At 72.6% G+C, this 26,524-nt stretch carries 22 protein-coding genes; 20 read left to right on the top strand and 2 right to left on the bottom strand.

The annotated features are described in order from the left end of the window. The first annotated feature begins 109 nt into the window (after positions 1–109). Positions 110–1,291 (top strand): ROK family protein, encoded by a 1,182-nt coding sequence (locus ACFWU9_RS06220; protein WP_384315203.1) that lies wholly within the window; start codon positions 110–112, stop codon positions 1,289–1,291. A 153-nt stretch (positions 1,292–1,444) separates the two neighbouring features. Here the strand turns inward: ACFWU9_RS06220 and ACFWU9_RS06225 are convergent, their stop codons facing one another. After that, the gene (locus ACFWU9_RS06225) at positions 1,445–2,290 is read right to left on the bottom strand and encodes an alpha/beta fold hydrolase (RefSeq protein ID WP_384315204.1); all 846 of its coding nucleotides are present in this window, start codon (positions 2,288–2,290) and stop codon (positions 1,445–1,447) included. A 138-nt stretch (positions 2,291–2,428) separates the two neighbouring features. On the opposite strand from ACFWU9_RS06225, the gene ACFWU9_RS06230 reads away from it, so the two are divergent. After that, positions 2,429–3,757 carry a PLP-dependent aminotransferase family protein gene (locus tag ACFWU9_RS06230; RefSeq protein ID WP_384315205.1) on the top strand — a complete coding sequence of 443 codons (1,329 nt, stop codon included), beginning with the start codon at positions 2,429–2,431 and terminating at the stop codon, positions 3,755–3,757. A gap of 71 nt (positions 3,758–3,828) precedes the next feature. On the opposite strand, the gene ACFWU9_RS06235 is transcribed toward ACFWU9_RS06230, so the two are convergent. Then, the gene (locus tag ACFWU9_RS06235) at positions 3,829–4,800 is read right to left on the bottom strand and encodes an acetylxylan esterase (protein ID WP_384315206.1); all 972 of its coding nucleotides are present in this window, start codon (positions 4,798–4,800) and stop codon (positions 3,829–3,831) included. 227 nt (positions 4,801–5,027) lie between these two features. On the opposite strand from ACFWU9_RS06235, the gene ACFWU9_RS06240 reads away from it, so the two are divergent. The 18 genes from ACFWU9_RS06240 to ACFWU9_RS06325 all read left to right on the top strand — a co-directional run bounded on the left by ACFWU9_RS06240 (position 5,028) and on the right by ACFWU9_RS06325 (position 26,423). Continuing rightward, a complete protein-coding gene (locus ACFWU9_RS06240) occupies positions 5,028–6,128 on the top strand; it encodes a LacI family DNA-binding transcriptional regulator (protein ID WP_384315207.1) in 1,101 nt (366 codons plus the stop codon). Between the two features lie 84 nt (positions 6,129–6,212). Beyond that, positions 6,213–7,826: an FAD-dependent oxidoreductase gene (locus ACFWU9_RS06245; RefSeq protein ID WP_384315208.1), complete on the top strand. Its 1,614-nt coding sequence runs from the start codon at positions 6,213–6,215 to the stop codon at positions 7,824–7,826. Between the two features lie 112 nt (positions 7,827–7,938). Further along, positions 7,939–10,068 carry a hydantoinase/oxoprolinase family protein gene (locus ACFWU9_RS06250; protein ID WP_384315209.1) on the top strand — a complete coding sequence of 710 codons (2,130 nt, stop codon included), beginning with the start codon at positions 7,939–7,941 and terminating at the stop codon, positions 10,066–10,068. After that, on the top strand, positions 10,065–10,697 hold the full coding sequence (locus ACFWU9_RS06255; protein ID WP_384315210.1) for a hypothetical protein: 633 nt from the start codon (positions 10,065–10,067) through the stop codon (positions 10,695–10,697). The genes ACFWU9_RS06250 and ACFWU9_RS06255 overlap by 4 nt, the downstream gene beginning before the upstream one ends. Before the next feature lie 4 nt (positions 10,698–10,701). Further along, complete coding sequence (locus ACFWU9_RS06260; RefSeq protein ID WP_384315211.1) at positions 10,702–11,982, top strand: TRAP transporter large permease subunit; 1,281 nt, start codon at positions 10,702–10,704, stop codon at positions 11,980–11,982. Positions 11,983–12,011: 29 nt separating this feature from the next. Next, on the top strand, positions 12,012–13,103 hold the full coding sequence (locus tag ACFWU9_RS06265; RefSeq protein WP_384315212.1) for a hypothetical protein: 1,092 nt from the start codon (positions 12,012–12,014) through the stop codon (positions 13,101–13,103). Between the two features lie 117 nt (positions 13,104–13,220). After that, positions 13,221–14,519, top strand: coding sequence for an alpha/beta fold hydrolase (locus ACFWU9_RS06270; RefSeq protein WP_384315213.1), 1,299 nt, complete (start codon positions 13,221–13,223; stop codon positions 14,517–14,519). Positions 14,520–14,571: 52 nt separating this feature from the next. After that, entirely contained in the window at positions 14,572–15,312 is a 741-nt protein-coding gene (locus ACFWU9_RS06275; protein WP_384315214.1) for a PIG-L deacetylase family protein, read from the top strand. A 126-nt stretch (positions 15,313–15,438) separates the two neighbouring features. Continuing rightward, a complete protein-coding gene (locus ACFWU9_RS06280) occupies positions 15,439–16,608 on the top strand; it encodes a PP2C family protein-serine/threonine phosphatase (RefSeq protein ID WP_384315215.1) in 1,170 nt (389 codons plus the stop codon). A 167-nt stretch (positions 16,609–16,775) separates the two neighbouring features. After that, on the top strand, positions 16,776–17,756 hold the full coding sequence (locus tag ACFWU9_RS06285; RefSeq protein WP_384315216.1) for an NADPH:quinone oxidoreductase family protein: 981 nt from the start codon (positions 16,776–16,778) through the stop codon (positions 17,754–17,756). Further along, on the top strand, positions 17,753–18,961 hold the full coding sequence (locus tag ACFWU9_RS06290; protein ID WP_384315217.1) for an acyl-CoA dehydrogenase family protein: 1,209 nt from the start codon (positions 17,753–17,755) through the stop codon (positions 18,959–18,961). The genes ACFWU9_RS06285 and ACFWU9_RS06290 overlap by 4 nt, the downstream gene beginning before the upstream one ends. Next, a complete protein-coding gene (locus tag ACFWU9_RS06295; RefSeq protein ID WP_384315218.1) occupies positions 18,958–20,103 on the top strand; it encodes an acyl-CoA dehydrogenase family protein in 1,146 nt (381 codons plus the stop codon). Before ACFWU9_RS06290 ends, ACFWU9_RS06295 begins: the two co-directional genes overlap by 4 nt. A 119-nt stretch (positions 20,104–20,222) precedes the next feature. Further along, on the top strand, positions 20,223–21,818 hold the full coding sequence (locus ACFWU9_RS06300; protein ID WP_384315219.1) for an ABC transporter substrate-binding protein: 1,596 nt from the start codon (positions 20,223–20,225) through the stop codon (positions 21,816–21,818). A 23-nt stretch (positions 21,819–21,841) separates the two neighbouring features. After that, positions 21,842–22,807, top strand: coding sequence for an ABC transporter permease (locus ACFWU9_RS06305; protein WP_384315353.1), 966 nt, complete (start codon positions 21,842–21,844; stop codon positions 22,805–22,807). Further along, positions 22,800–23,687, top strand: coding sequence for an ABC transporter permease (locus ACFWU9_RS06310; protein WP_384315220.1), 888 nt, complete (start codon positions 22,800–22,802; stop codon positions 23,685–23,687). The genes ACFWU9_RS06305 and ACFWU9_RS06310 overlap by 8 nt, the downstream gene beginning before the upstream one ends. Further along, entirely contained in the window at positions 23,684–24,703 is a 1,020-nt protein-coding gene (locus tag ACFWU9_RS06315; protein WP_384315221.1) for an ABC transporter ATP-binding protein, read from the top strand. Before ACFWU9_RS06310 ends, ACFWU9_RS06315 begins: the two co-directional genes overlap by 4 nt. Continuing rightward, positions 24,696–25,358, top strand: a complete 663-nt coding sequence (locus ACFWU9_RS06320; protein ID WP_384315222.1) for an ABC transporter ATP-binding protein — start codon at positions 24,696–24,698, stop codon at positions 25,356–25,358. Before ACFWU9_RS06315 ends, ACFWU9_RS06320 begins: the two co-directional genes overlap by 8 nt. Before the next feature lie 207 nt (positions 25,359–25,565). Then, a complete protein-coding gene (locus ACFWU9_RS06325) occupies positions 25,566–26,423 on the top strand; it encodes a phosphatidylinositol-specific phospholipase C/glycerophosphodiester phosphodiesterase family protein (RefSeq protein ID WP_384315223.1) in 858 nt (285 codons plus the stop codon). Positions 26,424–26,524 lie beyond the last annotated feature (101 nt).

Genomic DNA, 26,524 nt, shown 5'->3' on the forward strand with positions numbered 1-26,524 from the left:
ACTTCCGCTGTAGAAGTAAAGGGGATCGCCTGGAAGGATGGGCGGGCCAGTTGTCCGTAGCGGCCGGCCCGCTGCGTCGGCCCCGCCGCGGAAGGCCCGTCCCGTGTATGTGAGTCCAGCGCCGTGGACCCCTCTCTCGGGAGCGACGCACGCCGTCGCCCTGGAGGTGCTGCTCTGCGGCCCGCTCTCCCGCAGCGAACTCGCCCGCCGGCTCGACCTGTCCGCGGGCAGCCTCACCCGGCTGGCGAAACCGCTCCTGGACAGCGGGCTTCTCGTCGAGTCGGGTACCAGCCACGAGTCGCGCGCCGGCCGCCCCACCCGGCCACTCGACATCGTCGCCGACGCGCACCACTTCCTCGGCGCCAAGATCACCCACGAGGACGTGCACGCCGTACTGACCACGCTCCGCGCCGAGGTCGTCGCCTCCGCGCGGGCGGACCTGCCAGGACGCGACCCCGCCTCCGTCGTCGCCGTCCTGCGCGCGCTGGCCGCCGAACTCCTCGCCCAACTCGCCCCGGGAACACCCCACATCACCGCCGCCGGTGTCAGCCTCGGCGGCAGCGTGGCCGACCACACGACGGTCACCCACGCCCCGTTCCTCCACTGGGAGGGCGACGTGCCGCTCGGCGCGCTGCTCTCCGGGGCGCTCGGGGTGCCCACCGCCGTCGACAACGACCTGCTCGCGCTCACCCGCGCGGAACACTGGTTCGGCGCCGCACGCGGTCACGACCGCTTCGCGGTGCTCACCGTCGGCGCGGGCATCGGCTACGGCCTTGTCGTCCACGACCGCGTCGTCGACAGCCCGGACGCCGGCGTCGGCCTGCTCGGACACTTCCCGCTCGACCCCCTGGGACCGCTCTGCCCGCGCGGGCACCGCGGCTGCGCCACCGCCATGCTCTCGACGGCCTCGATCCGCGCCGCCGCGTCGGTCGGACTGCGGCGCGACGTCCCGTACGACGAGTGCCTCGATCTGGCGGCGGCCGGCGACCCGGTGGCCGGACCGGTCGTGACGGCCTCGGGCCGGGCACTGGGGCGTCTGGTCGCCGCCGTCGCGAACCTCACCCTCACCACCGAGATCGTCCTGACCGGCGAGGGGGCACGGCTGGCGGAGGTGGCCCACGAGGCGCTGGCCGAGGGCCTCGCCCACGACCGCGACCCGCGCGCGTCGGCCGTCTCGCTCGACGTACGACCGGTGGACTTCGGCCTGTGGGCACGCGGCGCGGCGGTGACGGCCATCCAGGCGTACGTCCTGGGGCGTGCTCCGGGCGCGGGGCACACCCCACGGAGTTGACTCCCGCCGGGGCAGACCGGGGAGTTGAGCCCCTGGCTGCCGTCAAAGGGCGGCGGGCCCCGGAGGCCCGGCCCCGGCACGCGGGTCGTTCACCCGCGCCCTGCGCGCCCGGACACCGGCGCGACCGCCGGTCCGCTGAGGCCTCTCGAAACCTCAGTCCTCGCCGACCGCCCGGGAGGCGAGGGGTGGCAGCGAGTCGAGGAACGCGCCGAGCACCGCGTCGAACTCCGCCCGCCGCTCCAGGTTCGGCAGGTGCGCGGCGCCCTCGACGACCGCGAGCGTCGCGTCCGGTATCCCCTCGCTCATCACACGCGCGTCGGCGACCGGTGTGTACGTGTCCTCGCTGCCGACCACGACGAGCGCCGGCACCGCGACCTGCCCCAGCATGCCGACGTAGTCCGGGCGTTCGGCCCGGCCCCGCAGCGCCGCCGCCGCGCCCTCCGGCGGCGCGCCGCGCATCATGTCCCGTACGTGCTCCGCCACCGCGGGCAGTTCCTCGGCGTTGCGCGGCGCCACCATCCTGGTCAGCACCTCGTCCGCGTACGGGCCCATCCCCTCCCGCAGGAGCCGGTCGGCCATCGCGCGGCGCGCCACCTTGCCCGCCTCCGTCTCGGCCGCGGCGAAGGTGTCGGCCAGCACCAGTGCCCGGACCCGCTCCGGGAAGAGCCGGTGGAACTCCAGGACGATCTGGCCGCCCATGGACAGTCCGCCCAGCACCGCGCGCTCGACGCCCAGCCGGTCGAGGAGCGCGGCGATGTCCCGGGCGAAGGTGGTGAGCGTCGTCTTTCCGGGCACGACGGTGGTACCGCCGTAGCCGCGCAGATCGGCGGCGATCACCCGCCGCCCGGGGCCCGCGAACGTCTCGATCTGGGGCCGCCACATGGAGCGGTCGAACGGGTGGCCGTGCACGAGGACCAGCACGTCGGCGGCGCCCGTGTCCCCCTCCCCGCCCGCGTCGTCGTAGGCGACGGTGATGTCGTGAAGCGTCGTGGTGCTCATGCGCGCGTCCTTCGCTCGATGCTCGGCGGCTGTCCTCTCCGGGCTTGCGACTCGATGCTATGTGGTGCAATATCTCGATGCAATGTAGGAATTGATCTCGGTGCAATCCGGGGAATCGACGGATCGGGGAGGAACGCGATGGAGGACTACCGGCTGATCGCCGACCAACTGGCGGCCGACATCCGGACCGGGCGCCTGCGCGCCGGTGAGCGGCTTCCGCCGCAGCGGCAGTTCGCCCGGAGCCGCCACATCGCCGGCTCCACCGCGGCCAGGGTGTACGGCGAGCTGATCCGGCGCGGGCTGGCCGTCGGCGAGGTGGGGCGCGGGACCTTCGTGCGCGCCGCCCCGCCCGGCCCCCAGCCGACCCTCACCGAGCCCAGCGACGCCCGGGTCGACCTGGAGGTCAACTTCCCCGTCCTGCCCGAACAGGCCGAACTGCTCGCCGTCGGTATGGCGCGCATGCAACGCCCGGACGTCCTCGCGGTCGGCCTGCGCCCTCTCGGCGGCTCGGGGTCCGCCGCCGCCCGCGAGGCCGCGGCGCCGCTCCTCGCACGCGCCGGCTGGACTCCGGAGCCGGAGCGGATCCTCTTCGCCGGCAACGGCCGTCAGGCGATCGCGGCAGCCCTCGCCGCCTGTGTCCCCGCCGGGGAACGGCTCGGGGTGGAGGAGTTCACCTACCCCGTGGTCAAGGGCATCGCGCTCCGACTCGGGATCACCCTCGTCCCGCTCGCCATGGACGAGGACGGACTCCTGCCGGAGGCCCTGGCCGACGCGCCGCCGCTCAGGGCCGTCTATCTCCAGCCCACGCTCCACAACCCGCTGGGCATGACCGCCCCGCCCGGCCGCAGGGCCCGACTCGTAGAAATGGCACGGAAGTTGGATCTGTACGTCATCGAGGACGCCATCTACGGATTCCTCCGCGACGACGTCCCGCCGCTCGCCACCCTCGCCCCCGAACGCACCGTCGTCCTCGACAGCATGTCCAAACGGCTCGCGCCCGGTCTGACGCTCGGATACGCCGTGGCACCCCCCGGATTCGAGCAGCGCCTCGCCTCCGCCCTGCGGTCGGGAGCGTGGTCGGCGGGCCGGTTCGCCCTCGACGCCGCGACACAGTGGACGACCGACGGCACCGCCGCCGCGATCGCCCGGGCCAAGCGCGCCGACGCGGTGGCGCGCCAGCGGATCAGGGCCGAGAGCCTGGCGGACTTCACCGTCCACGCCGACCCCCGTGGCTATCACTGCTGGTGGGAGCTGCCCGGTCACTGGCGCGCCGAGACCTTCGTGGCCGCCGCCGCCCGCCAGGGCATCGCGATCGCGCCCGGCGCGGCGTTCACCGTCGGCCCCGGCCGCGCCCCCAACGCCGTACGGCTGGCCCTGGGCACCCCCTCGCACCAGGCGCTCCGCGACGCCCTCGATCTCCTCGCCACGCTGGCGCGCGGCACACCGGAGGACGCCGCGCCGGAGTGACGCCGGGAGCGCCGGCACGGCGGCCGGTCACGGGGCGGCGCGACGACCGGCCGCCGCCCCCGCCGAACCTGTCAGGCCCTCAGACGTCGCGGCAGCCAGGCCAGTTGGGCCTCCTCCTGATACTGCTCACCGCCCTCGTGGCCGTTGAACTCGTACACTTCGATCGTCTTGTCCTCGTGCGGATAGGTGTTGAACGCGGCGAACACCGTCGACGGCGGGCAGGTCTGGTCCTCCAGGGCCGCCGAGAAGAGCGCCGGCGCCCGGCCGCGCGCCGCGAAGTGGACCCCGTCGAAGTAGCTGAGCGTCCGTCGGACCAACTCGCCCCGGCGGCGGTAGGTGTTGAGGTACTTGCCCACCTCCCGGTACGGGTGCCTGTCGGTGAGCGTCGTCGCCCGGGGGAAGTCGCAGAGGAACGGCACGTCTGGCGCGATCGCCACGAGGTCCGGCACCAGACCGGCCACCGCCAGCGTGATCCCGCCGCCCTGGCTGCGCCCGATCGCGGCCGTACGCGACGCGTCGGCGAGCGGATGCGAGCGGGCGGCCTCCACCGCGCGGACGGCGTCGGTGAAGACCCGGCGGTAGTAGTACTCCCGGGGGTCCTCGATGCCCCGCGTCAGAAAGCCGGGGAACGCGGAGGCGCTGCCCACCGGGTCCGGGGTGTCACTGCCGCCCCACCCGGCACCCTGTCCCCGGGTGTCCATCACGAAGTAGGCGAAGCCGGCCGAGGGCCAGAGCAGCCGGGCGTGCGGGAGCCCGCGACCGCCGCCGTAACCGACGAACTCGACCACCAGGGGCAGCGGTTCACGGGTCCCGGCCGGCAGGACGAACCAGCCCTTGACCGGGTGGCCGCCGAAGCCGGCGAAGGTCACGTCGAAGACCTCGACGGTCGACAGACCGGTCCCGACGGGCTTGAAGTCGGGGGCCAGATCGTGGGCGCGGGCCTCGGCGAGAGTCGTCGTCCAGAAGGCGTCGAAGTCGGCCGGTTCAACGGAGCGGCTCCGGTAGCCCCGTAGCTCCTCGACGGGCAGATCGAACAAGGCCATGTGCGGTATCACCTCGGGTTTCGCGGGCGGACGATCACACCGTACGTCCCTGGTCCCGGTCGTAGAAGGGCCTCAGGAGGGACGCCCGGGGCTGCTGTGGCGTCGCCGAGGAGTCGCAGAGGTGTGCGAAAGAAATGATGACGATCTCTTGACCGGTGCCGGGACGGAGGTCCACAGTACTCGTTAATGCGCATTACTAATACGCATTAACGATCCGGAGGAACACGGTGGAGGAACCCAGGAAGCGGGCCCGGCCGGGCCGGACCCCCGCACCCACGGGCCGTACGTCCAGGCCGCGCCAGGCCGAGGTCGCCAGGCTCGCCGGGGTCTCGCAGGCCACGGTCTCACTCGTGCTCGGCGCCCGGAAGCAGGGCGCGACGATCTCGGAGGAGACCCGGCGCAAGGTGCTCGACGCCGTGCGCAGCCTCGGCTACGTCCCCGACCCGGCGGCCAGCCGGCTCGCCGCCGCCAGGAACAACCTGCTCGGGGTCTTCAGCTTCACCTCCACCTTCCCGACCGATGTGCAGCACTCGTACTACCCCTTCCTCGTCGGCGTCGAGCAGGAGGCCGCCGCACGCGGCTACGACCTGGTGCTCTTCACCGGCTCCAGCACGGGCGGCGCGGGGGCCGCCGGACCGCACGCCCTCGGCCGGGTACGGCTCGCCGACGGCTGTCTCTTCCTCGGCCGCCACGCGCCGGCCGACGAACTGCTCCGCCTGGTGGCCGACGGCTTCCCCGTCGTTCACCTCGGCCGCAGGGACGAGTTGGAGGGACTGGCGTGGGTCGGCGCCGACTACGTCAGCGCCAGCAAGGAGGTGGTGAGCCATCTCGCCGGGCTCGGGCACCGGCGGATCGTGCTCGTACGGGAGGACGACGAGGCCGCCGCGTCCACCGACCGTGAGCACGGATTCCTCAAAGGACTGGAGGAGGCCGGGCTGCCCGGCGGCCCCGACGCCGTCTTCCGCTCCGCCGACCCCGAGCACGACCTCACGGCGGAGCGGCTGCGCGGCTGGCTCGACGACGGCGTCACCGCGTTCGTCGCCGAGGAGACCGACACCGGGGACGCCTGGCGGGCGCTGCACGGCGCCGCGCACTTCGTGGGCATCGACTGCCCGCGTGACGCGTCGCTCGCGCTGCTCGGCAGCCCGCCGCCGGACCTGTCCGACGGACCGACCCCGACCGGATTCGACATCCCCCGGCCCCAGTTGGGCGCCGCCGCCGTGCGGATGCTTGCCGCACTGGTGGCGGGGGAGCAGGCCACCGAACCGCTGGTGGCCTGCGGCTTCCGGATCGGCACGACCGCGGGCGCACCACCCGCCCACCTCTGACCCGACCCCGACCCCAAGCACACGACACACCAAGCACCAGGCACCACAAGGCACCAGGCACCACAAGGCACTTCAAGGAGATCCGTGACATCCGCACCCGACATCCTCATCGTGGGCTCCGGGCTCGGCGGCGTGGCCGCCGCCCTCGCCGCCTGCCGGGCGGGACGCACCGTCGTCCTCACCGAGGAGACGGACTGGATCGGCGGCCAGCTCACCTCCCAGGCCGTCCCGCCGGACGAGCACCCGTGGGTCGAGCAGTTCGGCACCACCGCCTCGTACCGCACCCTGCGCGAGTCCATCAGGGACCACTACCGCCGGTGGTACCCGCTGCGCTCCGAGGCGCTGGCCCTCACCGATCTCAACCCCGGCGCGGGCCGCGTCAGCAAGCTCTGCCACGAGCCGCGCGTCGCGCTCGCCGTGCTGGAGGCGATGCTCGCCCCGCACCGCTCCTCGGGCCGCCTCACCCTGCTGACCGAACACCGCCCGGTCGCCGCCGAGGCGGGCGACGACGACACCGTACGGTCCGTGACACTCGCCGACCTGCGGACCGGTGGCCGCCGTACGATCGGCGCCCGTTACGTCATCGACGCGACCGAGACCGGTGAACTGCTCGAACTCGCCGGGGTCGAGCACGCGACCGGCGCCGAGGCGCGCTCCGAGTTCGACGAGCCGCACGCCCCCGAGGAGGCACAGCCCCTCAACCAGCAGGGCATCACAGTCTGTTTCGCGCTCTCCCACCACGAGGGCGAGGACCACACCATCGAACGGCCGGCCGACTACGACTTCTGGCGCGCCTACCGGCCGGACTTCTGGCCGGGCCCGCTGCTCGGCTTCCTCGCGCCCGACCCCCGCAGCCTGGAGGCCGTACCGCGCACCTTCGTCCCCAACCCGGACCTCGACCCGCTCGACGTCACCGCCGACCAGTCGGCCGACGCGGGTGACAAGGAGCTCTTCGGCTTCCGCCGGATCCTCGCCCGCAAGCTGCACCGGCCCGGCGCGTTCGACTCCGACATCACCCTCGTCAACTGGCCGCTCAACGACTACTGGCTCAAGCCCCTGATTGGCGGGGGCGAGGAGACATCGGCCGCCGCGCTCGCCGAGGCCCGCCAGCTCTCCCTCTCGGTGCTGTACTGGCTCCAGACCGAGGCGCCGCGCGCCGACGGCGGCAGGGGATTCCCCGGACTCCGTCTGCGTCCCGATGTCATGGGCACGGCCGACGGCCTCGCCAAGGCGCCGTACGTACGGGAGTCACGCCGTATCAAGGCCGTCACCACCGTCACCGAACACGACGTCGCGATCGACCTCGTCGGCCCCTACGGCGGCACCCGCTACCGGGACTCCGTCGGCGTCGGCAACTACCGCATCGATCTGCACCCCTCCACCGGCGGCGACAACTACATCGACATCGGCTCCGTGCCCTTCGAGATCCCCCTCGGCGCGCTCGTACCGCGCCGCGTCCGCAATCTGCTGCCCGCCGGAAAGAACATCGGCACCACCCACATCACCAACGGCTGCTACCGGCTCCACCCGGTGGAATGGAACATCGGCGAGGTCGCGGGCGCGCTGGCCGCGCACTGTGTCGCCGAGGGCGTCGAACCGCGCCAGGTCCAGGCCGAGGACAAGCTGTTCGACCGGTTCGCCCGGCTGCTCGACCGTGAAGGAGTGCAGCGCCACTGGCCCGACGTACGCGGTTACTGACACCGCCCGACCGAACAACAGCGGCGGAACAGCCGGGCAGGAGCAGCTCCACCTGCCCCGCCCGGCCTACCGCCCGCACCCTGCCAACTGTGCACAAGGAGGTGCCCAAGCCATGAACACCCACCGCATCCGCGTCGGCATCGACGTGGGCGGAACCTTCACCGACGCCGTGGCCGTAGACGCCACGACCCTGCGACTCCTGGGGCAGGTGAAGGTCCCCACCAGCCACCATCACGAGGACGGCGTCGCCCACGGCATCGTGGAAGCTCTCGACCGTCTGCTGGAACAGACCGGACACGCCCCGAAGGACGTGGCCTTCCTGGCCCACGGCACCACCCAGGCTACCAATGCCCTGCTGGAGGGTGACGTCGCCACGGTCGGTCTGGTCGGTGTCGGCGCCGGTCCGAGCGCCGGGTTCACCCGCAGGCTCGCCGCGTTCCGGAAGCTCGAACTCACCCCCGGCAAGCGCCTTCCCCTCGCCTACGCCCATGTCGCCGACCCGGACGACGCGCCCTCGGTGCGCGCCGCCGTCGACGCGGTCGTCCAGGAGGGCGCCCAAGTCGTCGTCGCCAGCCAGCCGTTCAGCGTCGACCGCCCCGAAGGGGAGGACGCGGTCGTGGCGGTGGCCGGGGAACGCGGACTGCCGACGACGGCCGCGCACGAGATCACCTCGCTCTACGGGCTCCACAAGCGGACCAGGACCGCCGTCGTGAACGCCGCGATCCTGCCGCGCATGCTCGCCACCGCCGACCTGGTCGACGCGTCCATCACCAAGGCGGGCGTGAGCGCGCCGCTGATGGTGATGCGCTGCGACGGCGGAGTGATGTCGCTCGACGAGATGCGGCGCAGGCCGCTGCTCACCATCCTGTCCGGACCGGCGGCCGGTGTCGCCGGCGCGCTCATGCAGGAGCGCATCAGCGAGGGCCTGTTCCTGGAGACCGGCGGCACCTCCACCGACATCAGCGTCGTACGGCGCGGCAAGGTCGCCGTCCGCCACGCCACCATCCTCGGCAGGACGTCGTACCTGTCGGCGCTCGACGTCAGGACCGTCGGGGTCGGCGGCGGCTCTATGGTCCGTATCGGCGGCGGCAGGGTCACCGGCGCCGGACCGCGCAGCGCGCACATCGCGGGACTGCCCTACGCCTGCTTCGCGACCCTGGACGACCTGCGGGACGCCAAGGTCACCACGGTCCGGCCGATGGAGGACGACCCGGCCGACTACGCGGTGCTCGACGCCGCCGGCGGACGCTTCGCCCTCACCATGACCTGCGCGGCCAACGCGCTGGGCCGGGTCCCCGACGGCGACTTCGCGCACTGCGACCCCGAGGTGGCCCGGGCCGCGATGGCCCCCCTGGCCGCCGCGCTCGGCACGGACGTCGCCACGGCGGCGGCCCGCGTGCTGGACGCGGGCACCGACCAGGTCAGGTCCGTGGTCGACGCGATGATCCGCGACTACCGCCTGGACAAGGACACCGCCGTGCTCGTCGGCGGTGGCGGCGGCGCGGCGTCCGTCACCCCGCACCTCGCGGCCGTCACCGGCCAGGAGGGCAGGATCGCCCGCCACAACGAGGTCATCAGCCCCATCGGCGTCGCCCTCGCCCTCATCCGCGAGCAGGTCGAACGCATCGTCCCCGGCGCCGGCCAGGAACAGATCCTCGCCGTACGGGCCGAGGCCGAGGCCGCCGTCGTCGCCCAGGGCGCCGCCGCCGACGGCGTCGAGGTGGAGGTCACCGTCGACCCGCAGACCAGCACCGTGCGGGCCGTCGCCACCGGCGCCACCGAGCTGCGCACCCAGGACCGCGCCCACCGGGCGGACGACGCCGACCGGCTGCGCGCCGCCGCCGACTCCCTCAAGACCGACCCGGCGTCGGTGCGGGTGCTCGCGGGCACCCCCGCGCACACCGTGTACGGCACCGACGTGCACCGCCGCTTCCGCCCGGACCGTCACCCGGTGCGCGTGGTGGACGCGGACGGCGTCGTACGGCTCCACGCACCCGACGCCCGGGTCGAGACCACCACCGTCGGCCGCGCGCCCGAAGTGCTCGCCGGACTGGTGCGGGACGCCACCTCGTACGGCGACGGAGGCGTCCGCGCCCCCGCCCTGCGGCTGCTCCTCGGCTCCCGGATCGCCGACCTCTCCGGCGTACTCGATCCGCAGCCGCTGCTCGCGCTCGCCCGCAGCGAACTGCGCGCACGCGCCGCCGACGAGCCGGTCATAGCCGTGCTGGAGGTGCGCTCATGAGGGCCGCCCCGCTCGACCGCGCCGCGCTCGCGGAGATCGAGGCGCTCGAATCGACGGACGACGTCGAGTTCGGTGTCCGGCTGCTCGCCAACACGCCCACGCACGAGAACCGGGACCCCGCCCGCCTGCGTCAATGGGCGCGTACGGCCGACGAGTTCGGTGCCGCGCTCACGCCCGTCGCCGTCACGGCCCGGATCGTGGAGAGCGGTGACGGCCTGGAGCGGGGGCTGCTCGCCCGCTACACCTCCCGGCCGGTCCCGACGGTCGAGCTGTTCACCGACACCCTCGCGCTCGCCGAGGAGCTGATAGACCGGCTCGGCTGGCGCCACTGGTACCCGGCCGGGTCGGTACGGGAAGCGGCCATCGCCCACGAGGCCGTACACGAACAGCTCCACCACGGACCGGCGAAGAGCGCCCTCAAGAGCTCCCTCGGCCATGTGGTGCTGCGCGCGGGACGCCACCGTCTGTACGGCCATGTCGCGGGCGCCGACGAGATCGCCGCCCACGCCTACGCCCGCACGGTCTGCGGTCTCGGCCGAAGCCCGCTCCTGCTGACGGCCGCCCTGGCCACCGCGGCGGAACCGAAGCACGGATCCCCACAGGGGTCCCCGCACGGAAGAAAGAAGTAACGCCATGGGCGTCGTCATCCTTCTTGTCATGGCGGCCGGTGTCGCCGCGATGCTCACCCGCAGGCTCCCCACCGCCTTCGCCCTCGTGATCCTGGCCGTGGTCATCGCCTTCCTCGCGGGCGCCCCGCTGACCGGCGAGAACAGCGTCCTGGACACGGTCGTCCAGGAGGGCGCGCCGGCCCTCGCCGCCACCATGATCGCGATCCTGCTGGGCTCCTGGCTCGGCAAGCTCCTCGACGAGACCGGTATCGCGGGCACCCTCGTCCGCAAGATCGTCGAGTTCGGCGGCGACCGGCCGGTGGTGGTCGCGCTCGGCGTCCTCGCCGTGTCCACCCTCGTCGGTACGGTCACGGGCTCCGCACCCGCCGCGATGCTCGCCGGCATCATCGGCATCCCCGCCATGATCGCCGTCGGCATCCCCAAGGTCACCGCGGCCGGCACCATCCTGATGGGCATCGCCGCCGGTATGCCCTTCGAACTGCCCATCTGGCAGTTCTTCTCCACCGCGCTGGAGCTGCCGGTGGACACGGTGCGCGGCTTCATGATGAAGCTGTTCCCGTTCGCGCTGGCCGCCGCGATCCTCTTCGTCCTCATCGAGACCCGGCGCCGCGGTGTGGAGCACGCCTGGTCGCTCAAGTCGGTCTCGGCCAAGCCCGCTTCGCGCCGCAAGCAGCTCGGCGACGCGCCGTGGTACGCGCTGCTCACCCCGCTCGTACCGCTGATCCTCGCCCTGGGATTCGAGGTGGCGATCCTGCCGTCGATGCTCGCGGGCGTCCTGTACGCGCTGGTCACCACCACACGGCCGGGCGAGATGAACAAGCGCCTGCTGCGCACCCTGTACGGCGGCTTCGAGGTCGCGGCGGCGCCGATCGTGCTCTTCATCGCGATCGGCATCCTGCTCGCGGCCGTGAAGCTGCCCGGCGCCGTGGAGGCGCTGGAGCCGCTGATCAAGGCGGTCAGCCCGCAGAACCCGGTGCTGTTCGTCGTGGTCTTCACCCTGCTCGTACCGCTCTGCCTCTACCGGGGGCCGCTGAACGTCTACGGCCTCGGCGCGGGCATCGCCGGTGTCCTCATCGCCGCCGGCATCTACCCGGCCGTCGCGGTGCTGGGCATCGCCACCTCCTACAACCAGGTCTTCGGTGTGTCGGACCCGACCAGCACCCAGACCGTATGGAGCGCGCAGTACGCGGGGGTGACACCGCAGCAGGTGATGGTGCGGACCCTGCCGTACGTCTGGGCCGTCGCCCTCGGCGGATTCTGCGTCACCGCCGCCACCTATCTGTGATCTATCAACTCCCCCGGACGGAGAACGACATGACACAGCACGACAGCGACCCGAAGCGGCACGACAGCGACAACCTCGGGCCGAGGAACCCCGGCCGCCGGATCTTCCTGCGCGCCGCCGCCGCGTCCGCGGCCGTGGCGTCCGGTGTCGCGGCGACCGGTGCGACGGCGGGCGGCGCGAGCGCCGCCACCACCCCGGCGGCGGGGGCACCGGCCGTCGCCGCGGCGCCCGGCGGATTCCCCGACTACCGCTATGTGAAGACCCTGCTGACGCCCTCCCAGCTCCTGTACAACCCCACCGGCGAGATCATCTTCCCGTGCATCCGGGGGGTCTACGACAAGCTGGCGAACCCGCTCGGCCGTTACTACCTCTACTACGGCCCGCACGACGCGCCCGGTGGGATCTGCCTCGCCTACGGCGACTCGCTGGAGGGGCCGTTCACCGAGTACCGGGCGAACCCGATCGTCTCCAACAACTGGCAGCCGCACTACCAGGTCAGCCATGTCGCCTCCCCGCACGTCCTGTGGAACGAGGACGTCAAGGAGCTGTGGCTCTATTTCCACGGCGAGAACGGCACCACCCGCCTCGCCCGTTCCAAGGACGGCGTCACCTTCACGTACGACAAGGTCGTCCTGACCAAGGAGATGATGCCCACCGGCACCAGCGAGACCTCCTACGCGCGTGTCTTCCGGCACGACCTGCCCTCGCGCGGCGCCCGCTACTTGATGCTCTTCATGCTCAACAACCAGTCCAACCACCGTGACATCGCCTGGGGCTGGTCGGCGGACGGCCGCACCTGGACGTTCGACCAGCAGCCCCTCGTCCGGCACTCCGACGTCGGGGCGAACAACATCGGCGGCCCGCACCTGCTCAGCCGGAACGGCAGCACGTACGTCGTCTACAACACCGACAAGGAGCACGGCGGCAATCTGCTGATCACCGAGGTCGGCGACGACTTCGGCCGCCGGAACCACCTCGGTCTCTTCTTCGACTCGGCCACCACCCCGCCGGACAACGGCCGCAGCGCCTCGCCGAGCTTCGGCACCGACCGGGGCGTGCCGTACATGGTCTACGAGGCGGGGGAGCGGCTCCAGGGCTCGATCGCGGTGGCGCGCGGCTGACCCACCACCGCCGGACGGGCCCCGACGAGGCCCGTCCGGCGTGACCGCGCCGGCCCGACGTACCGTCTGAGGAGGCCCGGCCGAGGTGACCGGGCCCGCACCGAACCAGGAGCAGCCTTGACCAGTTACCGCCAGCCCGGCGTCGTCCTCACGGACCACCGCTTCTCCGTCCCGCTCGACCACGCCGATCCGTCGGGAGAGCGGATCGAGCTGTACGGCCGCTCGGCCGTCGCCGCTTCCAAGGCCGGCGACAACCTGCCCTGGCTGGTCTATCTGGAAGGCGGCCCCGGCTTCGGCGCCCGCCGTTTCATCGGCAAGCAGGCATGGCTCGGCCGGGCCCTCGAAGAGTTCCGGGTGCTCCACCTCGACCAGCGCGGCACGGGCCTCTCCACCCCCCTCAACCGCCAGACACTGCCCTCGCGCGGAGACGCAGCGCGGCAGGCCGACCATCTCGCGCTCTTCCGGTCCGACAACATCGTGCGCGACTGCGAGGCGATCCGTCCGGGACTGACCGGCGGCGCCCCGTGGACCGTTCTCGGCCAGAGCTTCGGCGGATTCTGCGCCGTCCGCTATCTCTCCACCGCGCCCGAGGGCCTGAGCACCGTACTGATCACCGGCGGTCTGCCCTCGCTCGACGGGGGGCCCGACGACGTCTACCGCGCGGCCTACCCGCGTATCGAACGCAAGGTGGCCGCCCACTACGACCGCTATCCGCAGGACGTCGAGCGGGCCCGCCGGATCGTCACCCATATCGCCGAGCACCGCCCCGTCCTGCCGAACGGCTACACCCTGACGCCCGAGGCGTTCCAGTCGCTCGGCATCCTCCTCGGCACCGGCGACGGCACCCACCAGCTGCACCAGCTCCTCGACGGCGCGTTCGTGAAGACCCCGGGCGGGCACGAGCTGTCCGACGCCTTCCAGGAGAAGGTGGCCGCGGAGCTCTCCTTCGCCGGGCACCCCCTCTACGCGCTGATGCACGAGGCGATCTACGCGCAGGACGGCCGCCCCACCGCCTGGTCGGCCGAGCGGGTACGCGCGGAGTTCCCCCGCTTCGACGCGGAGCGGGCCCTCGCCGGGGACAGCCCGCTGCTTTTCACCGGCGAGACCATCCACCCCTGGCACTTCACCACCGACCCGGCGCTGCGCCCCCTGCGCGAGACCGCTGAACTGCTGGCCGCGCGCACGGACTGGCCCGCCCTGTACGACCGCGCCCGGCTGGCCGCCAACGAGGTCCCCGTCGCCGCGGCCGTCTACCACGACGACATGTACGTCGACACCGGCCATTCCCTGGAGACCGCGCGCGCCGTCCGAGGGCTCCGTACCTGGGTCACCGACGAGTACGAGCACGACGGGGTCCGGGTGTCGGGCCCACGGGTGCTCGACCGGCTCGTCGGACTGGCGCGCGGAGAGCTCTGACGGCTCCCCCGACCGGGCCGCCGGCCGGCTCCCCAGGTCGTAATCTGCGGGCATGAGCGAACCGACCGGACAACTCGCCCCCATGCCAGCCGACTGGCGGCGCGCCCTCGCCGTGGTCGCGCACCCCGACGACCTGGAGTACGGCTGCTCGGCGGCCGTCGCCGCCTGGACCGACGAGGGGCGCGAGATCACCTATCTGCTCGCCAGCCGGGGCGAGGCCGGAATCGACACGATCGACCCCGTCGAGGCCGCCCCGCTGCGCGAGCGGGAGCAGCGGGCGAGCGCCGCCGTCGTCGGTGTGTCCGAGGTGGTCTTCCTGGACCACCGGGACGGTGTGATCGAGGAGGGTGTCGCGCTGCGCCGCGACATCGCGGCGGCGATCCGCCGCTACCGCCCCGAGCTGGTCATCACCCTCAACCACCGCGACACCTGGGGCGGCGTCGCCTGGAACACCCCGGACCACCGCGCCGTCGGCCGCGCCACGCTCGACGCGGCCGGCGACGCGGGAAACCGGTGGATCTTCCCCGAACTGGCCGAGCGGGGGCTGGAGCCCTGGGACGGCGTGCGCTGGGTGGCCGTCGCGGGGTCCGCCACCCCGACGCACGCGGTCGACGCGGCGCCCGGTCTCGAACGCTCCGTGCGGTCGCTGCTCGAACACCGCAGCTATATCGAGGTACTGACGGACGAGGACCCGGAGACCTACTGCCGTAGGTTCCTCACGGAGAACGCGGAGCGCGCGGCGGCGCGCTTCGGCGGCCGGCCTGCGGTGTCCTTCGAGGTCTTCGCCCGCTGACGCGGCCCCCCGCGGTCGAGATACCCTAAGAAGGGGTTTGTCTAGTTTCATAGCGCGATGAGCGTGTTCGTTCTGTGATGTGGTGGCGGAATGGAGAGACGGGCTCGGCGGAGAAGGACCGGTCTCATGGAGACCGGTGTCGTGGACCAGGGATATCCACGTATCCGGCGCTACCAGTGGCTGTCCCCGGTCCTGCTGGCCGGGGCCGTCGTCCTCGAACTGCTCACCCCCACGGTCGTCAGCGGTGCCGCGCTCATCGGTGTGGCCGGCATGGCGGCGGCCGTCACGAGCACGCTCCGCCGCACCGTGCTCGTCGTGGCCATGGGTATCACCATCAGCCTGGTCTCCGCGGTGGCCAACACCCACGGCGTGGTGGCGGACTTCCTCCAGGTCTTCGAAGTGCTGATCGCCGCCGGGTTCGCGCTCGCCCTGCGCCGCATGCTGGACAGCCAGAGCGAGAGGTTCTCGCTGGTCAGATCCGCCGCCGAGAAACTCCAACGGGCCCTTCTGCCGCCACTTCCCAAGATCGTCGGGCCCATGACCGTCGCCTGCCGGTACGAGGCGGCCTACGCCGAGGCCCGGATCGGGGGCGATCTCTACGCCGTGGAGGAGACCCCGTTCGGCCTCCGGCTGCTCATCGCCGACGTGCGCGGCAAGGGCCTGGGCGCGGTCTCCGCCGTCTCCGTCATCGTCGGCGCGTTCCGTGAGCGCGCGGAGTCCGAGGCCGACCTGACCGGGCTGGCCGAACGGCTCGACCGCGCCGTGGCCCGGTCCGTCGGGGTGCACTCCGACCCCTTCACGGCGGAGGCGGCCGAGTCGTTCGCCACCGCTCTCCTGGTCGAGATCAGCAGGCGCGGCACGCCTGTACGGCTGCTGAACTGCGGCCATCCCCCTCCGTATCTGCTCCGGAACGGCGTGCTGCACCCGCTCGACACCGGTGAGGCGTCGCCGCCCCTGGGGATGCGGGACCTCGCGCCCGGCACCGGCGGCGGGATCCACTCCTACGACTTCCCCCTCGGCGCGACCCTGCTCTGCGTCACCGACGGCGTGACGGAGGCACGGAACGCCGAGGGTTCCTTCTACGACCCCTGCGAGGACCTGCGACCGCCGTCGGACCGGGACCCGGAGCGGCTGATCGGTGAGCTGTTCGACTCGATCGGCCGGTGGACGGACGGGGAGCGGGACGACGACATGGCGGTGGTGGCCGTCGCGCGGCACCCCGTCGACGCCACCCCGCGCCGGATGCGCGCGGCGGGCGGGGCGGGCGAGATCGGCGGCGCGGGCGAAGCGGGCTGAACACGCCGACCGGGGTGACGGGGCCGACCGGGGTCACCGGGCTCACCGGGCTCTCCGGGCTCACCGGCCAGGGTGGACCTGCCCCGTGCCGGGCTGTTCACAGGGGGCAAGCGACCGCTTAGTATGCGGATGAGCGTGTACCTACCCTCATCTGTGGAGGCCCCCGAATGCAGGCATGGCGAGTCCACCGGAACGGCGAGCCGGGCGAGGTGATGCGGCTGGACGAGGTGGACCGGCCGGTGCCGGGGGACGGGCAGTCGCTGCTGAAGGTCCTGGCCGCCGACATCAACTTCCCCGACGCCCTGCTCTGCCGGGGCCAGTACCAGGTCCGCCCGCCGCTGCCCTTCACCCCCGGTGTCGAGGTCTGCGCCGAGACCGAGGACGGGCGGCGGGTCATCGCGACCCCCGCCCTGCCGCACGGCGGACTCGCCGAGTACGTCGTCGCCGACACGGCGTCGCTCCTCCCCGCGCCCGACACCCTCGACGACGCCGAGGCGGCGGCCCTGCACATCGGCTACCAGACCGGCTGGTTCGGGCTGCACCGCAGGGCGCGCCTCCAGGCCGGCGAGACACTGCTCGTGCACGCCGCCGCCGGAGGTGTCGGCAGCGCGGCCGTCCAGCTCGGCAAGGCCGCGGGCGCCACCGTCATCGGGGTGGTCGGCGGCGCCGAAAAGGTCCGTGTGGCACGGGAGTTGGGCTGTGACCAGGTCATCGACCGGCGCACCGACGACATCGTCGCCAGCGTGAAGGAACTCACCGGCGGGCGCGGCGCGGACGTCGTCTACGACCCGGTCGGCGGCGACGCGTACGCCAAGTCCGCCAAATGCGTCGCCTTCGAGGGGCGCATCCTTGTCATCGGCTTCGCCGGCGGGGCGATCCCGAGCCCCGCGCTCAACCACGCCCTGGTGAAGAACTACTCGATCGTCGGACTGCACTGGGGCCTGTACAACCGGAAGGACCCCGCCGCGATCCTCCGCTGCCACCAGGAGCTGACGGAACTCGCCGCCAAGGGCGTCGTCAAGCCGCTCATCAGCGAGCGTGTCCCGATGGCGGACGCCGCGTCCGCCGTCCAGCGCGTCGCCGACGGCACCACCACCGGGCGCCTGGTCGTCCTCCCCTCCCACGCGTCGGGGGCGAGCACCATATGAACGCGCTGGACGCGGCCGAACTCCGGCGCCGTACGGGGGAGTTGCTCGCCGCCCATCCGCCGGCCGACACGGACCCCACCGACTTCCTGAAGGCCCGCTTCGACGCCGGACTCGCCTGGGTGCACTTCCCGGCCGGTCTCGGCGGACTCGACGCCCCGCGCTCCCTCCAGTCGGTCGTCGACGCCGAACTGGCCGCCGCGGGCGCCCCCGACAACGACCCGCGCCGTATCGGTATCGGCCTGGGCATGGCGGCGCCCACCATCCTCGGGTTCGGCACCGACGAGCAGAAGCGCCGGTTCCTGCGGCCCCTGTGGGTCGGTGAGGAAGTCTGGTGCCAGCTCTTCAGCGAGCCGGGCGCCGGGTCGGACCTCGCCGCGCTCGGGACCCGCGCCGTCCGGGAGGGCGACGGCGACGACGAGAACGCGGGCGACTGGATCGTCAACGGCCAGAAGGTGTGGACGTCCAGCGCCCATCTCGCGCGCTGGGCCATCCTCATCGCCCGCACCGACCCCACCCTGCCCAAGCACCGGGGCATCACCTACTTCCTGTGTGACATGACCGATCCCGGTGTCGACGTCCGGCCGCTGCGCCAGATAACCGGCGAGGCCGAGTTCAACGAGGTCTTCCTCACCGACGTCCGCATCCCCGACGCCCACCGGCTCGGCGCCGTCGGTGACGGCTGGCGGGTCGCCCGGACCACCCTGATGAACGAACGCGTCTCGATCGGCGGCGCCCGCCTCCCGCGCGAGGGCGGCATGATCGGCCAGGTCGCCCGGACCTGGCGCGACCGCCCCGAACTGCGCACCCACGGACTGCACCAGCGGCTTCTCACCCTCTGGGTGGACGCCGAGGTGGCCCGGCTGACCGGCGAACGGCTGCGCCAGCAGCTCGCCGTGGGCCGGCCGGGTCCCGAGGGCTCGGGCCTCAAGCTCTCCTTCGCCCGGCTCAACCAGGAGATCAGCGGCCTCGAAGTCGAACTGCTCGGCGACGAGGGCCTGTTGTACGACGACTGGACGATGCGCCGCCCCGAACTCGTCGACTTCACCGGCCGCGAGGCCGGCTACCGCTATCTGCGCTCGAAGGGCAACTCCATCGAGGGCGGTACGAGCGAGGTACTGCTCAACATCGTCGCCGAACGCGTCCTCGGTCTGCCCGCCGAGCCGCGCGACGACAAGGACGTCGCATGGAAGGACCTCACCCGATGAGCGACACGGACGCGCCCGATCTGCTGTACTCCGAGGCGGAGGACGACCTGCGCGCCGCCGTACGGTCACTGCTCACCGGCCGCGGAGATGTCCCGGCGGCGCTCGTACGCGCCGAGTCGGGAAACCCGTACGACACCGCTCTCTGGACGTCGCTCGCCACCGGGATCGGCGCGGCGGGGCTGCTCGTACCGGAGGCGCTCGGCGGTCAGGGAGCGGGCCACCGCGAGGCGGCGGTGGTCCTGGAGGAGCTGGGCCGGGCGGTCACGCCCGCGCCGTTCCTGACCAGTTCGGTGATCGCGACCCAGACGCTGCTCGTCTGCGACACCGCTGAAGGGGACGGGGACGGGGACGGGGCCGCCGCGAAGCTGCTCGGCGCACTGGCCGAAGGCCGTACGGTCGCCGTACTCGCCGTCCCGCTCTCCACCGGACCGGACGTGCCGCTCCCGCTCGCCGACTCCGGAGCCCCGATCCCCGCGGTCGCCGACGCGGCTGCCGCCGACATCCTGCTGGTCCTCGGCCCTGACGGGCTGTACGCGGTCGGGACGGCGGCGCCCGGAGTGACGATCGAGGCGCGGACCCCGCTCGACCTCACCCGCCCCCTCTCGACCGTCACCGTGGACTCCGCCGCGCTCGCCGCCGGGACCCGGCTCGCCGACGCGGCCACGGCCGAGTCCGCCGTACGGCACGGACTGCTCGCCGGCGCGGGGCTGCTCGCGTCCGAGCAACTCGGCCTCGCCGAATGGTGCTTGGAGGAGACCGTGCGGCACACCCGCGAACGGCACCAGTTCAACCGCCCCGTCGGCTCCTTCCAGTCACTCAAGCACCGGATGGCCCATCTCTGGCTGGAGATCGTCTCGGCCCGCGCCGCCGCCCGCAACGCCGCCGACGCGCTGGCGACCGGCAGTCCCGACGCACCGCTCGCCGTGGCCGTCGCCCAGGCCTACTGCGGCCGGGTCGCCGTTCACGCGGCCGAGGAGTGCGTCCAGCTCCACGGCGGCATCGGCATGACCTGGGAGCACCCCGCGCATCTGTACCTCAAGCGCGCCAAGTCGGCCGAGATCGCGCTGGGTTCGGCCGGGTCGCACCGCGAGAGGCTCGCGGAGCTCACCGGTCTGCCGGCGCCCGGCGCCGCGACGAGGTAGCCCCGGCCGCCGGTCCGACCGGTACACCGCGTGGGCATCTGGACAGGCACCCCTTTGCGTACTGTTTAATTGCGAGTCGTTCGCAATAACGGTTGATCTTCAGTAGGGGTGTGGAATCCATGACCGCCCGTTCCATACGTGGCACGGTCGCGGCGGTGCTGGCAGGTTCGCTGGCCTGCACCGCCGTGGCGTGCTCGAACCCGGACAGCGGCTCGGGCGAGGGCGGGGACCAGGAGTCCGCCGTCGTCGGGATCGCCTACGAGCCGGAGAGCCTCAGCCCGCTGCTCGGCTACGGCAAGGACGGCAACTCCAAGCTCTTCGACGGACTTCTCACCGTCGACGGCTCGATGAATCTGAGGCCCGCGCTCGCCTCCGCGCTCCCCGAGGTCGCCGCCGACGGCATGACGTACACCTACCGGCTGCGCGACGACGTGAAGTTCAGCGACGGCAAGCCCTTCGGCGCGGCGGACGTCGTCTTCACCTACCGCACCATCCTCGACGCCGGGACCAACAACCCGTCCAAGACCGAGCTGGCCGCCATCAAGGACGTCACCGCCAAGGGCCGGAACACGGTCGTCTTCACCCTCAAGTACCCCTACGCGCCCTTCGCCCAGCGGACCGTGCTCCCCATCGTGCCGGAGCATGTGGCGGGCAGCCAGGACGTCAACTCCGGACCGTTCACCAGCAAGCCCGTCGGCACGGGTCCCTACCTCCTCACCAACTGGTCCAAGGGCGAGAAGATCAGCTTCAGGGCCAATCCGGAGTACTGGGGCGGCGAGCCCGCGGTGAAGAGGTTCACCATGGCCGTCATCAAGGACGACGACGTCCGCGCCACCCGGTTGCGCGCCGGTGACCTCGACGGCGCGATCCTGCCGCCCAACCTCGCCGAGGGTTTCGAGAACGACAAGGGCAGACGGACCTACGCCGCCACCACGTACGACTACCGCACCGTCACCCTGCCGACCCACAACAAGGTCACGGGCGACACCGCCGTACGCCGCGCGCTCGATCTCGCCGTCGACCGCGACACGATGGTCGACAAGATCCTCGACGGCGCGGGCAAGGCCGCCTACGGCCCCGTCCCCACCGACAGCGAGTGGTTCACCAAGGGCACCGAGCGTCGGCACGACCTCGCGGCCGCCGGGCGCGTGCTCGACGAGGCGGGCTGGAAGCCGGGCCCCGACGGCATCCGTACGAAGGACGGCGTACGCGCGAGCTTCCCGCTCTGGTATCTGACGGGCGACAAGCTCCGCCAGGACCACGCCCTCGCCTACGCCTCCGACGCCAAGAAGGCCGGCATCGACATCAGGACCCAGGCCGGTACGTGGGAGGTCATCGAACCGCGCATGAAGGTGGACGCCGTCCTGGCGGGCGGCGGAGCCCCCGGCGACCCGGACTTCGACCAGTTCGGCCTTCTCCACTCGGACCTCGCGGGCGACGGCTTCAACAACATGGCCCGGTACGACAACCCGGCCGTCGACAAGGCCCTGGACACCGGGCGCCAGAGCGGACGGAAGGCCGCGCGCAAGGCCGCGTACGACACCGTCCAGCGTGAACTGATGAAGAACCCCGGCTACACCTTCCTCACCCATATCGACCACCTCTACGTCGTCGACGACACCTGGGGCACGCTCACCACCCAGGTCGAACCGCACGACCACGGACTGGCCTCCGGCCCCTGGTGGAACATCGAGAAGTGGGCCCGTACCCCGTGAACCGACGTCTCCCCTGGGGGGCGATGGCCCGGATGACGGGACGGCGGCTGCTGTTCGCCGCCCCCGTCCTGCTGGTCGTCACCTTCGGCGTCTTCGCCGTCGCCGCGGCCTCCCCGTTCGACCCGGTCAAGGCGTACGCCGGCACCGCCGGTCTCACCGCCTCCCAGGAGACCCTCGACCAGCTGCGCGCCAACCTCGGAGTGGAGCGGGCACTCGTCCCGCGCTGGTGGGAGTGGCTGACGTCGGCCGCCGCGGGCGACCTCGGCGACTCCAGCGTCATGCGCCGCCCCGTGGCCGACGTGATCACCGAACGCCTCGGCTGGTCCGTGCTCCTGGCCACCACCGCCTTCGCTGTCGCGATCCTGCTCGGCACGGCGCTGGGAGTGGCCGGGGCCCGCCGCCCCGGGGGACTGCTCGACCGGGGCGTCAGCACCGCCGCGTACACCCTGGAAGCCGCGCCGGTCTTCTGGCTCGGGCTGCTCGCCATCTGGTTCTTCGCGCTGCGGCTCGACGTACTGCCGGCCGGTGGACTCACCGATCCGGGCAGCGACACCGTCACCTTCGGCCAGGTCACCTCCCATCTCGTGCTGCCCGCGGCCGTGCTCGGCATCTCGCAGATGCCGTGGTTCTACCTCTACGTACGGCAGGGGGTCGCCGACGCGCTGGCCGAGGACCCCGTACGCGGGGCCCGCGCCAGGGGACTGAGCGAGCGCACCGTGCTGCTCGGGCACGCCTGGCGTTCCGGGATGCTGCCCATGCTCACGCTCATCGGCTCCCGCGTCCCCGAACTCATCACCGGCGCGCTCCTGATCGAGACGGTCTTCAGCTGGCCGGGGATCGCGGCGGCCACCGTCGAGGCGGCGACCTCCGTGGACTTCCCGCTGCTGGCGGCGCTCACCGTGCTCGCCACGGCGGCCGTACTCCTCGGCAACCTGCTCTCCGACCTGCTGTACGGACTCGCCGACCCGAGGGTGGGCTTCGATGGCTGACACCACACCCGCCCCGCCCGCCCCGCTCTGGCGCTCCCACGGGCGCAGCCGCCGCTCGACCCGCACGGTCCGCGCCGTCACCTCGGCCGTCGTCGTCTCCGCCGTGGCACTGGCGGTGCTGATCGTCCCGCCCGTCGCCCAGCTCGACCAGCAGGCGGTCGATCTCGCGCTCAAGCTCCGACCGCCGTCCCTCGCCCACCCGTTCGGCACCGACGACGTGGGCCGCGATCTGCTCCTGCGCTGTGTGTACGGGCTCCGCGTCTCGCTCCTGGTCGGACTGGTCGCCGCCCTCGTGGCCACCGTCATCGGCACGGCCGTGGGCGCCGCGGCGGCGGCCCTCGGCGGCTGGACCGACCGTGTCGTGATGCGGCTCGTCGACACCTTCTCCTCGGTGCCGCACCTGCTCCTCGGCATCTTCATCGTCGCCATGTTCCGGCCCGGTGTCTGGCCGGTGGTCGTCTCCGTCGCGCTGACGCACTGGCTCTCCACCGCACGCATCGTGCGCTCGGAGGTCCTGTCGCTGCGCTCGCGCCCCTACGTGGACGCGGCCGTCTCCGGAGGCTCCTCGCGATGGCGGATCACGGTGCGCCATCTGCTGCCGGGCGTCCTGCCACAGGCGGGGCTCGCCGCCGTACTGATGGTGCCGCACGCCATGTGGCACGAGTCCGCGCTCTCCTTCCTCGGCCTCGGCCTGCCCAGCCACCAGGCAAGCCTCGGCAATCTGGTCCAGACGGCAAGGGGTTCGCTGCTCGCGGGCGACTGGTGGCCGACGCTCTTCCCCGGTCTGTTCCTGATCGTCCCGACCCTGGCCATCGCCGGGCTCGCCGGCGTGTGGCGGGAACGGATCAATCCGCGCCGCCGATCGGAGCTGATGCTGTGACCACCCCCGAGCCTTCGAGCGCCCCGGCGACGGAGTCGCCCGCGGCTCCCGTCCTCTCGGTGCGGGGCCTCGGCGTCCGCTTCCGGATGCGGGGCGGACGGCACATCGCGGCCGTCACCGACGCCACCTTCGACCTGGCGGCGGGGGAGTGCCTCGCGCTCGTCGGCGAGAGCGGCTGCGGGAAGTCGGTACTGGCGTCGGCGCTGCTCGGGCTGCTGCCCGCCAACGCGCGGACCACGGGCTCCGCCGTGCTGAGGGGAGCCGGGCCGGCCGGGGCCGTCGACCTGCTCACCGCCGACGAACGCACCCTGGCCCGTACCGTACGGGGCCGGCGCGTCGGTCTCGTACCGCAGAGCCCGGCCGCCCACCTCACTCCCGTACGCACCGTGCGCTCCCAACTGGCCGAAGTGCTGCGGGAGGTGACGGGCGTCCGGGGGCCGGCCCTTCCCCGGGCCGTCGAGGCGGCGGCCGAACGCGCGGCCTACCCCGCCGACCATCTCGACCGGTATCCGCACGAACTCTCCGGCGGCCTCGCCCAGCGCGCCGCCACCGCCCTCGCGCTGATCGGCGACGCCCCGCTGCTCCTCGCCGACGAACCGACCACCGGACTCGACCGCGAACTGGTCGACCGCACGGCCGACGAACTGCGACGCCACACCGACGACGGCCGCGCCCTGCTCATGATCACCCACGATCTGGCGGCGGCCGAGCGGATCGCCGACCGGGTCGCCGTCATGTACGCGGGCCGCATCGTCGAACTCGGCCCCGCGGAAGGCTTCTTCGGCCCGGCCGGACCACGTCACCCCTACGCGCGCGGTCTCCTCGACGCCCTGCCCGAGCGCGGCTTCACCGCCATACCCGGAATGCCGCCCGAGCTGGGCGATCTCCCCGACGGCTGCGCCTTCGCCGACCGCTGCCCGCGCGTCACCGACCTCTGCGCCACCCTGCCCGCCCTCACACCGGCGGACGGCTCGTCCGTCGCCTGCCATCACGCCGAGGAGCGCGTCGATGCTTGAACTCCTCGGCATTACCGCCGGATACGGACGCGGCACCCCGGTCGTCAAGGGCGCGTCCGTCACCGTCGCCCCCGGCGAGTCGGTGGGCCTCCTCGGCCCCAGCGGCTGCGGCAAGTCCACCCTCGCCCGCGTCGCCGCCCTGCTGCACCGCCCCGACGCGGGGACCGTCACCATCGACGGCGAACCCGCCACCGGCTGGCGCCACCGCGCCCCCAAGGCGCAACGCACCGCGATCGGTGTGGTCTTCCAGCAGCCACGGCTGTCGGCCGACCCCAGGCTCCGGCTCGGCGACCTGATCGCCGAGCCGCTGCGCGCCAACGGACGCCGGGACGAAGTGGCGGACAGGGTGGGCGACTTGGCCCGGACCGTCGGTCTCACCGACGACCTGCTCGGCCGCCGACCCCATGAGGTCAGCGACGGTCAGCTCCAACGCGCCTGTGTCGCCCGCGCGCTGGTACTGGACCCGCGCTGGCTGGTCTGCGACGAGATGACCGCGATGCTCGACGCCTCGACCACGGCCGCGCTGGTCACGGTGGTCGAGGAGTACCGGCGCGCCGAGGGAGCCGGACTGCTGGCCGTCGGACACGACCGGGTGCTGCTGGAGCGCTGGTGCGACCGTACGGTGCGCTGGCCGGAGATCACCGAGAGCGTCTGAATCACAGCCGTCGGGTGGCGGAACTCTTCGTAAGATCCCCCCTCTTGAGGCAGGTGGCGGCGGATACTCGGCTACGGCGTTCCTTCCGGATCAGGCCGGACCGAGATCCGGAAGACCCACCCCAGGACCTGTCCGGTCGATCTTCCGGGCCACGCGACGGCCGACCGGAGAGGGCCTCGTCCCCGCCCCACAGATCTCGGAGGCATCATGGCCCTCACGACCCGGCGCAGAGCGGTGACCACCATCGCGGCCGCGTTCGCCGGAGCAGTCGCCGTACCCTCTTACTACGCGCAGGCGACCGAGCACCGCGGCCCCCAGCCGCTGCGCCGCGCCCACGCGCACAACGACTATCTGCACGAGCGCCCCCTCCACGACGCCCTGTCGCACGGCTTCACCAGCGTCGAGGCCGATGTCTTCCTGGTCGACGGCGAACTGCTCGTCGCCCACGAGCCCGCCACGCTCGACCCCACCCGTACACTCCGCTCGCTCTACCTCGACCCGCTCCGCGACCGTGTCAGGGCCAACGGCGGCGCCGTGTACCGGGGTTACCGCCGCCCGGTGCAGCTGCTCATCGACATCAAGACGGACGGCGCCGCCGCCTATCTGGAGCTGCACGACCAACTGCGCGCCTACCGCTCCATGCTGAGCACCTACTCCCACGGAGGGGTACGGCCCGGTGCCGTCACCCCGGTCATCTCCGGCGACCGCGCCGCCCGTGTCCCGATGGAGGCGCAGCGCACCCGCCACGCCTTCTACGACGGCCGGCTCGAAGACCTCGGCGGCCCGGCGCGTGCCTCGTTCATCCCGCTCATCAGCAGCAACTGGACAACGAGCTTCACCTGGCTCGGAGTCGGCGCCTTCCCCGCCGCCGAACGCGCCGAGCTGCACCGCATCGTCCGCACCGCCCACCGCCGGGGCCAGCGGGTCCGGTTCTGGGCCACTCCCGAGGTGCCCGGGCCCGCCCGCGACGCCGTCTGGACCGAACTCCTCGACGCGGGCGTCGACCACATCAACACGGACGACCTCGCGGGCCTGGAGAGCTTCCTCGCCAAGAACGACCGCTAGCCGGCGCGGAAGTCAACCGGTAGTCAACCCGTACGGCCTACACGCCAGTTGCTCGAAGGGCCCCTCCGCTCCGCCAGACTGACGGCCGAATGCCGCAATTC

Origin of the sequence: Streptomyces sp. NPDC058653 (assembly GCF_042716895.1) — a bacterium.
Lineage (GTDB): Bacteria > Actinomycetota > Actinomycetes > Streptomycetales > Streptomycetaceae > Streptomyces.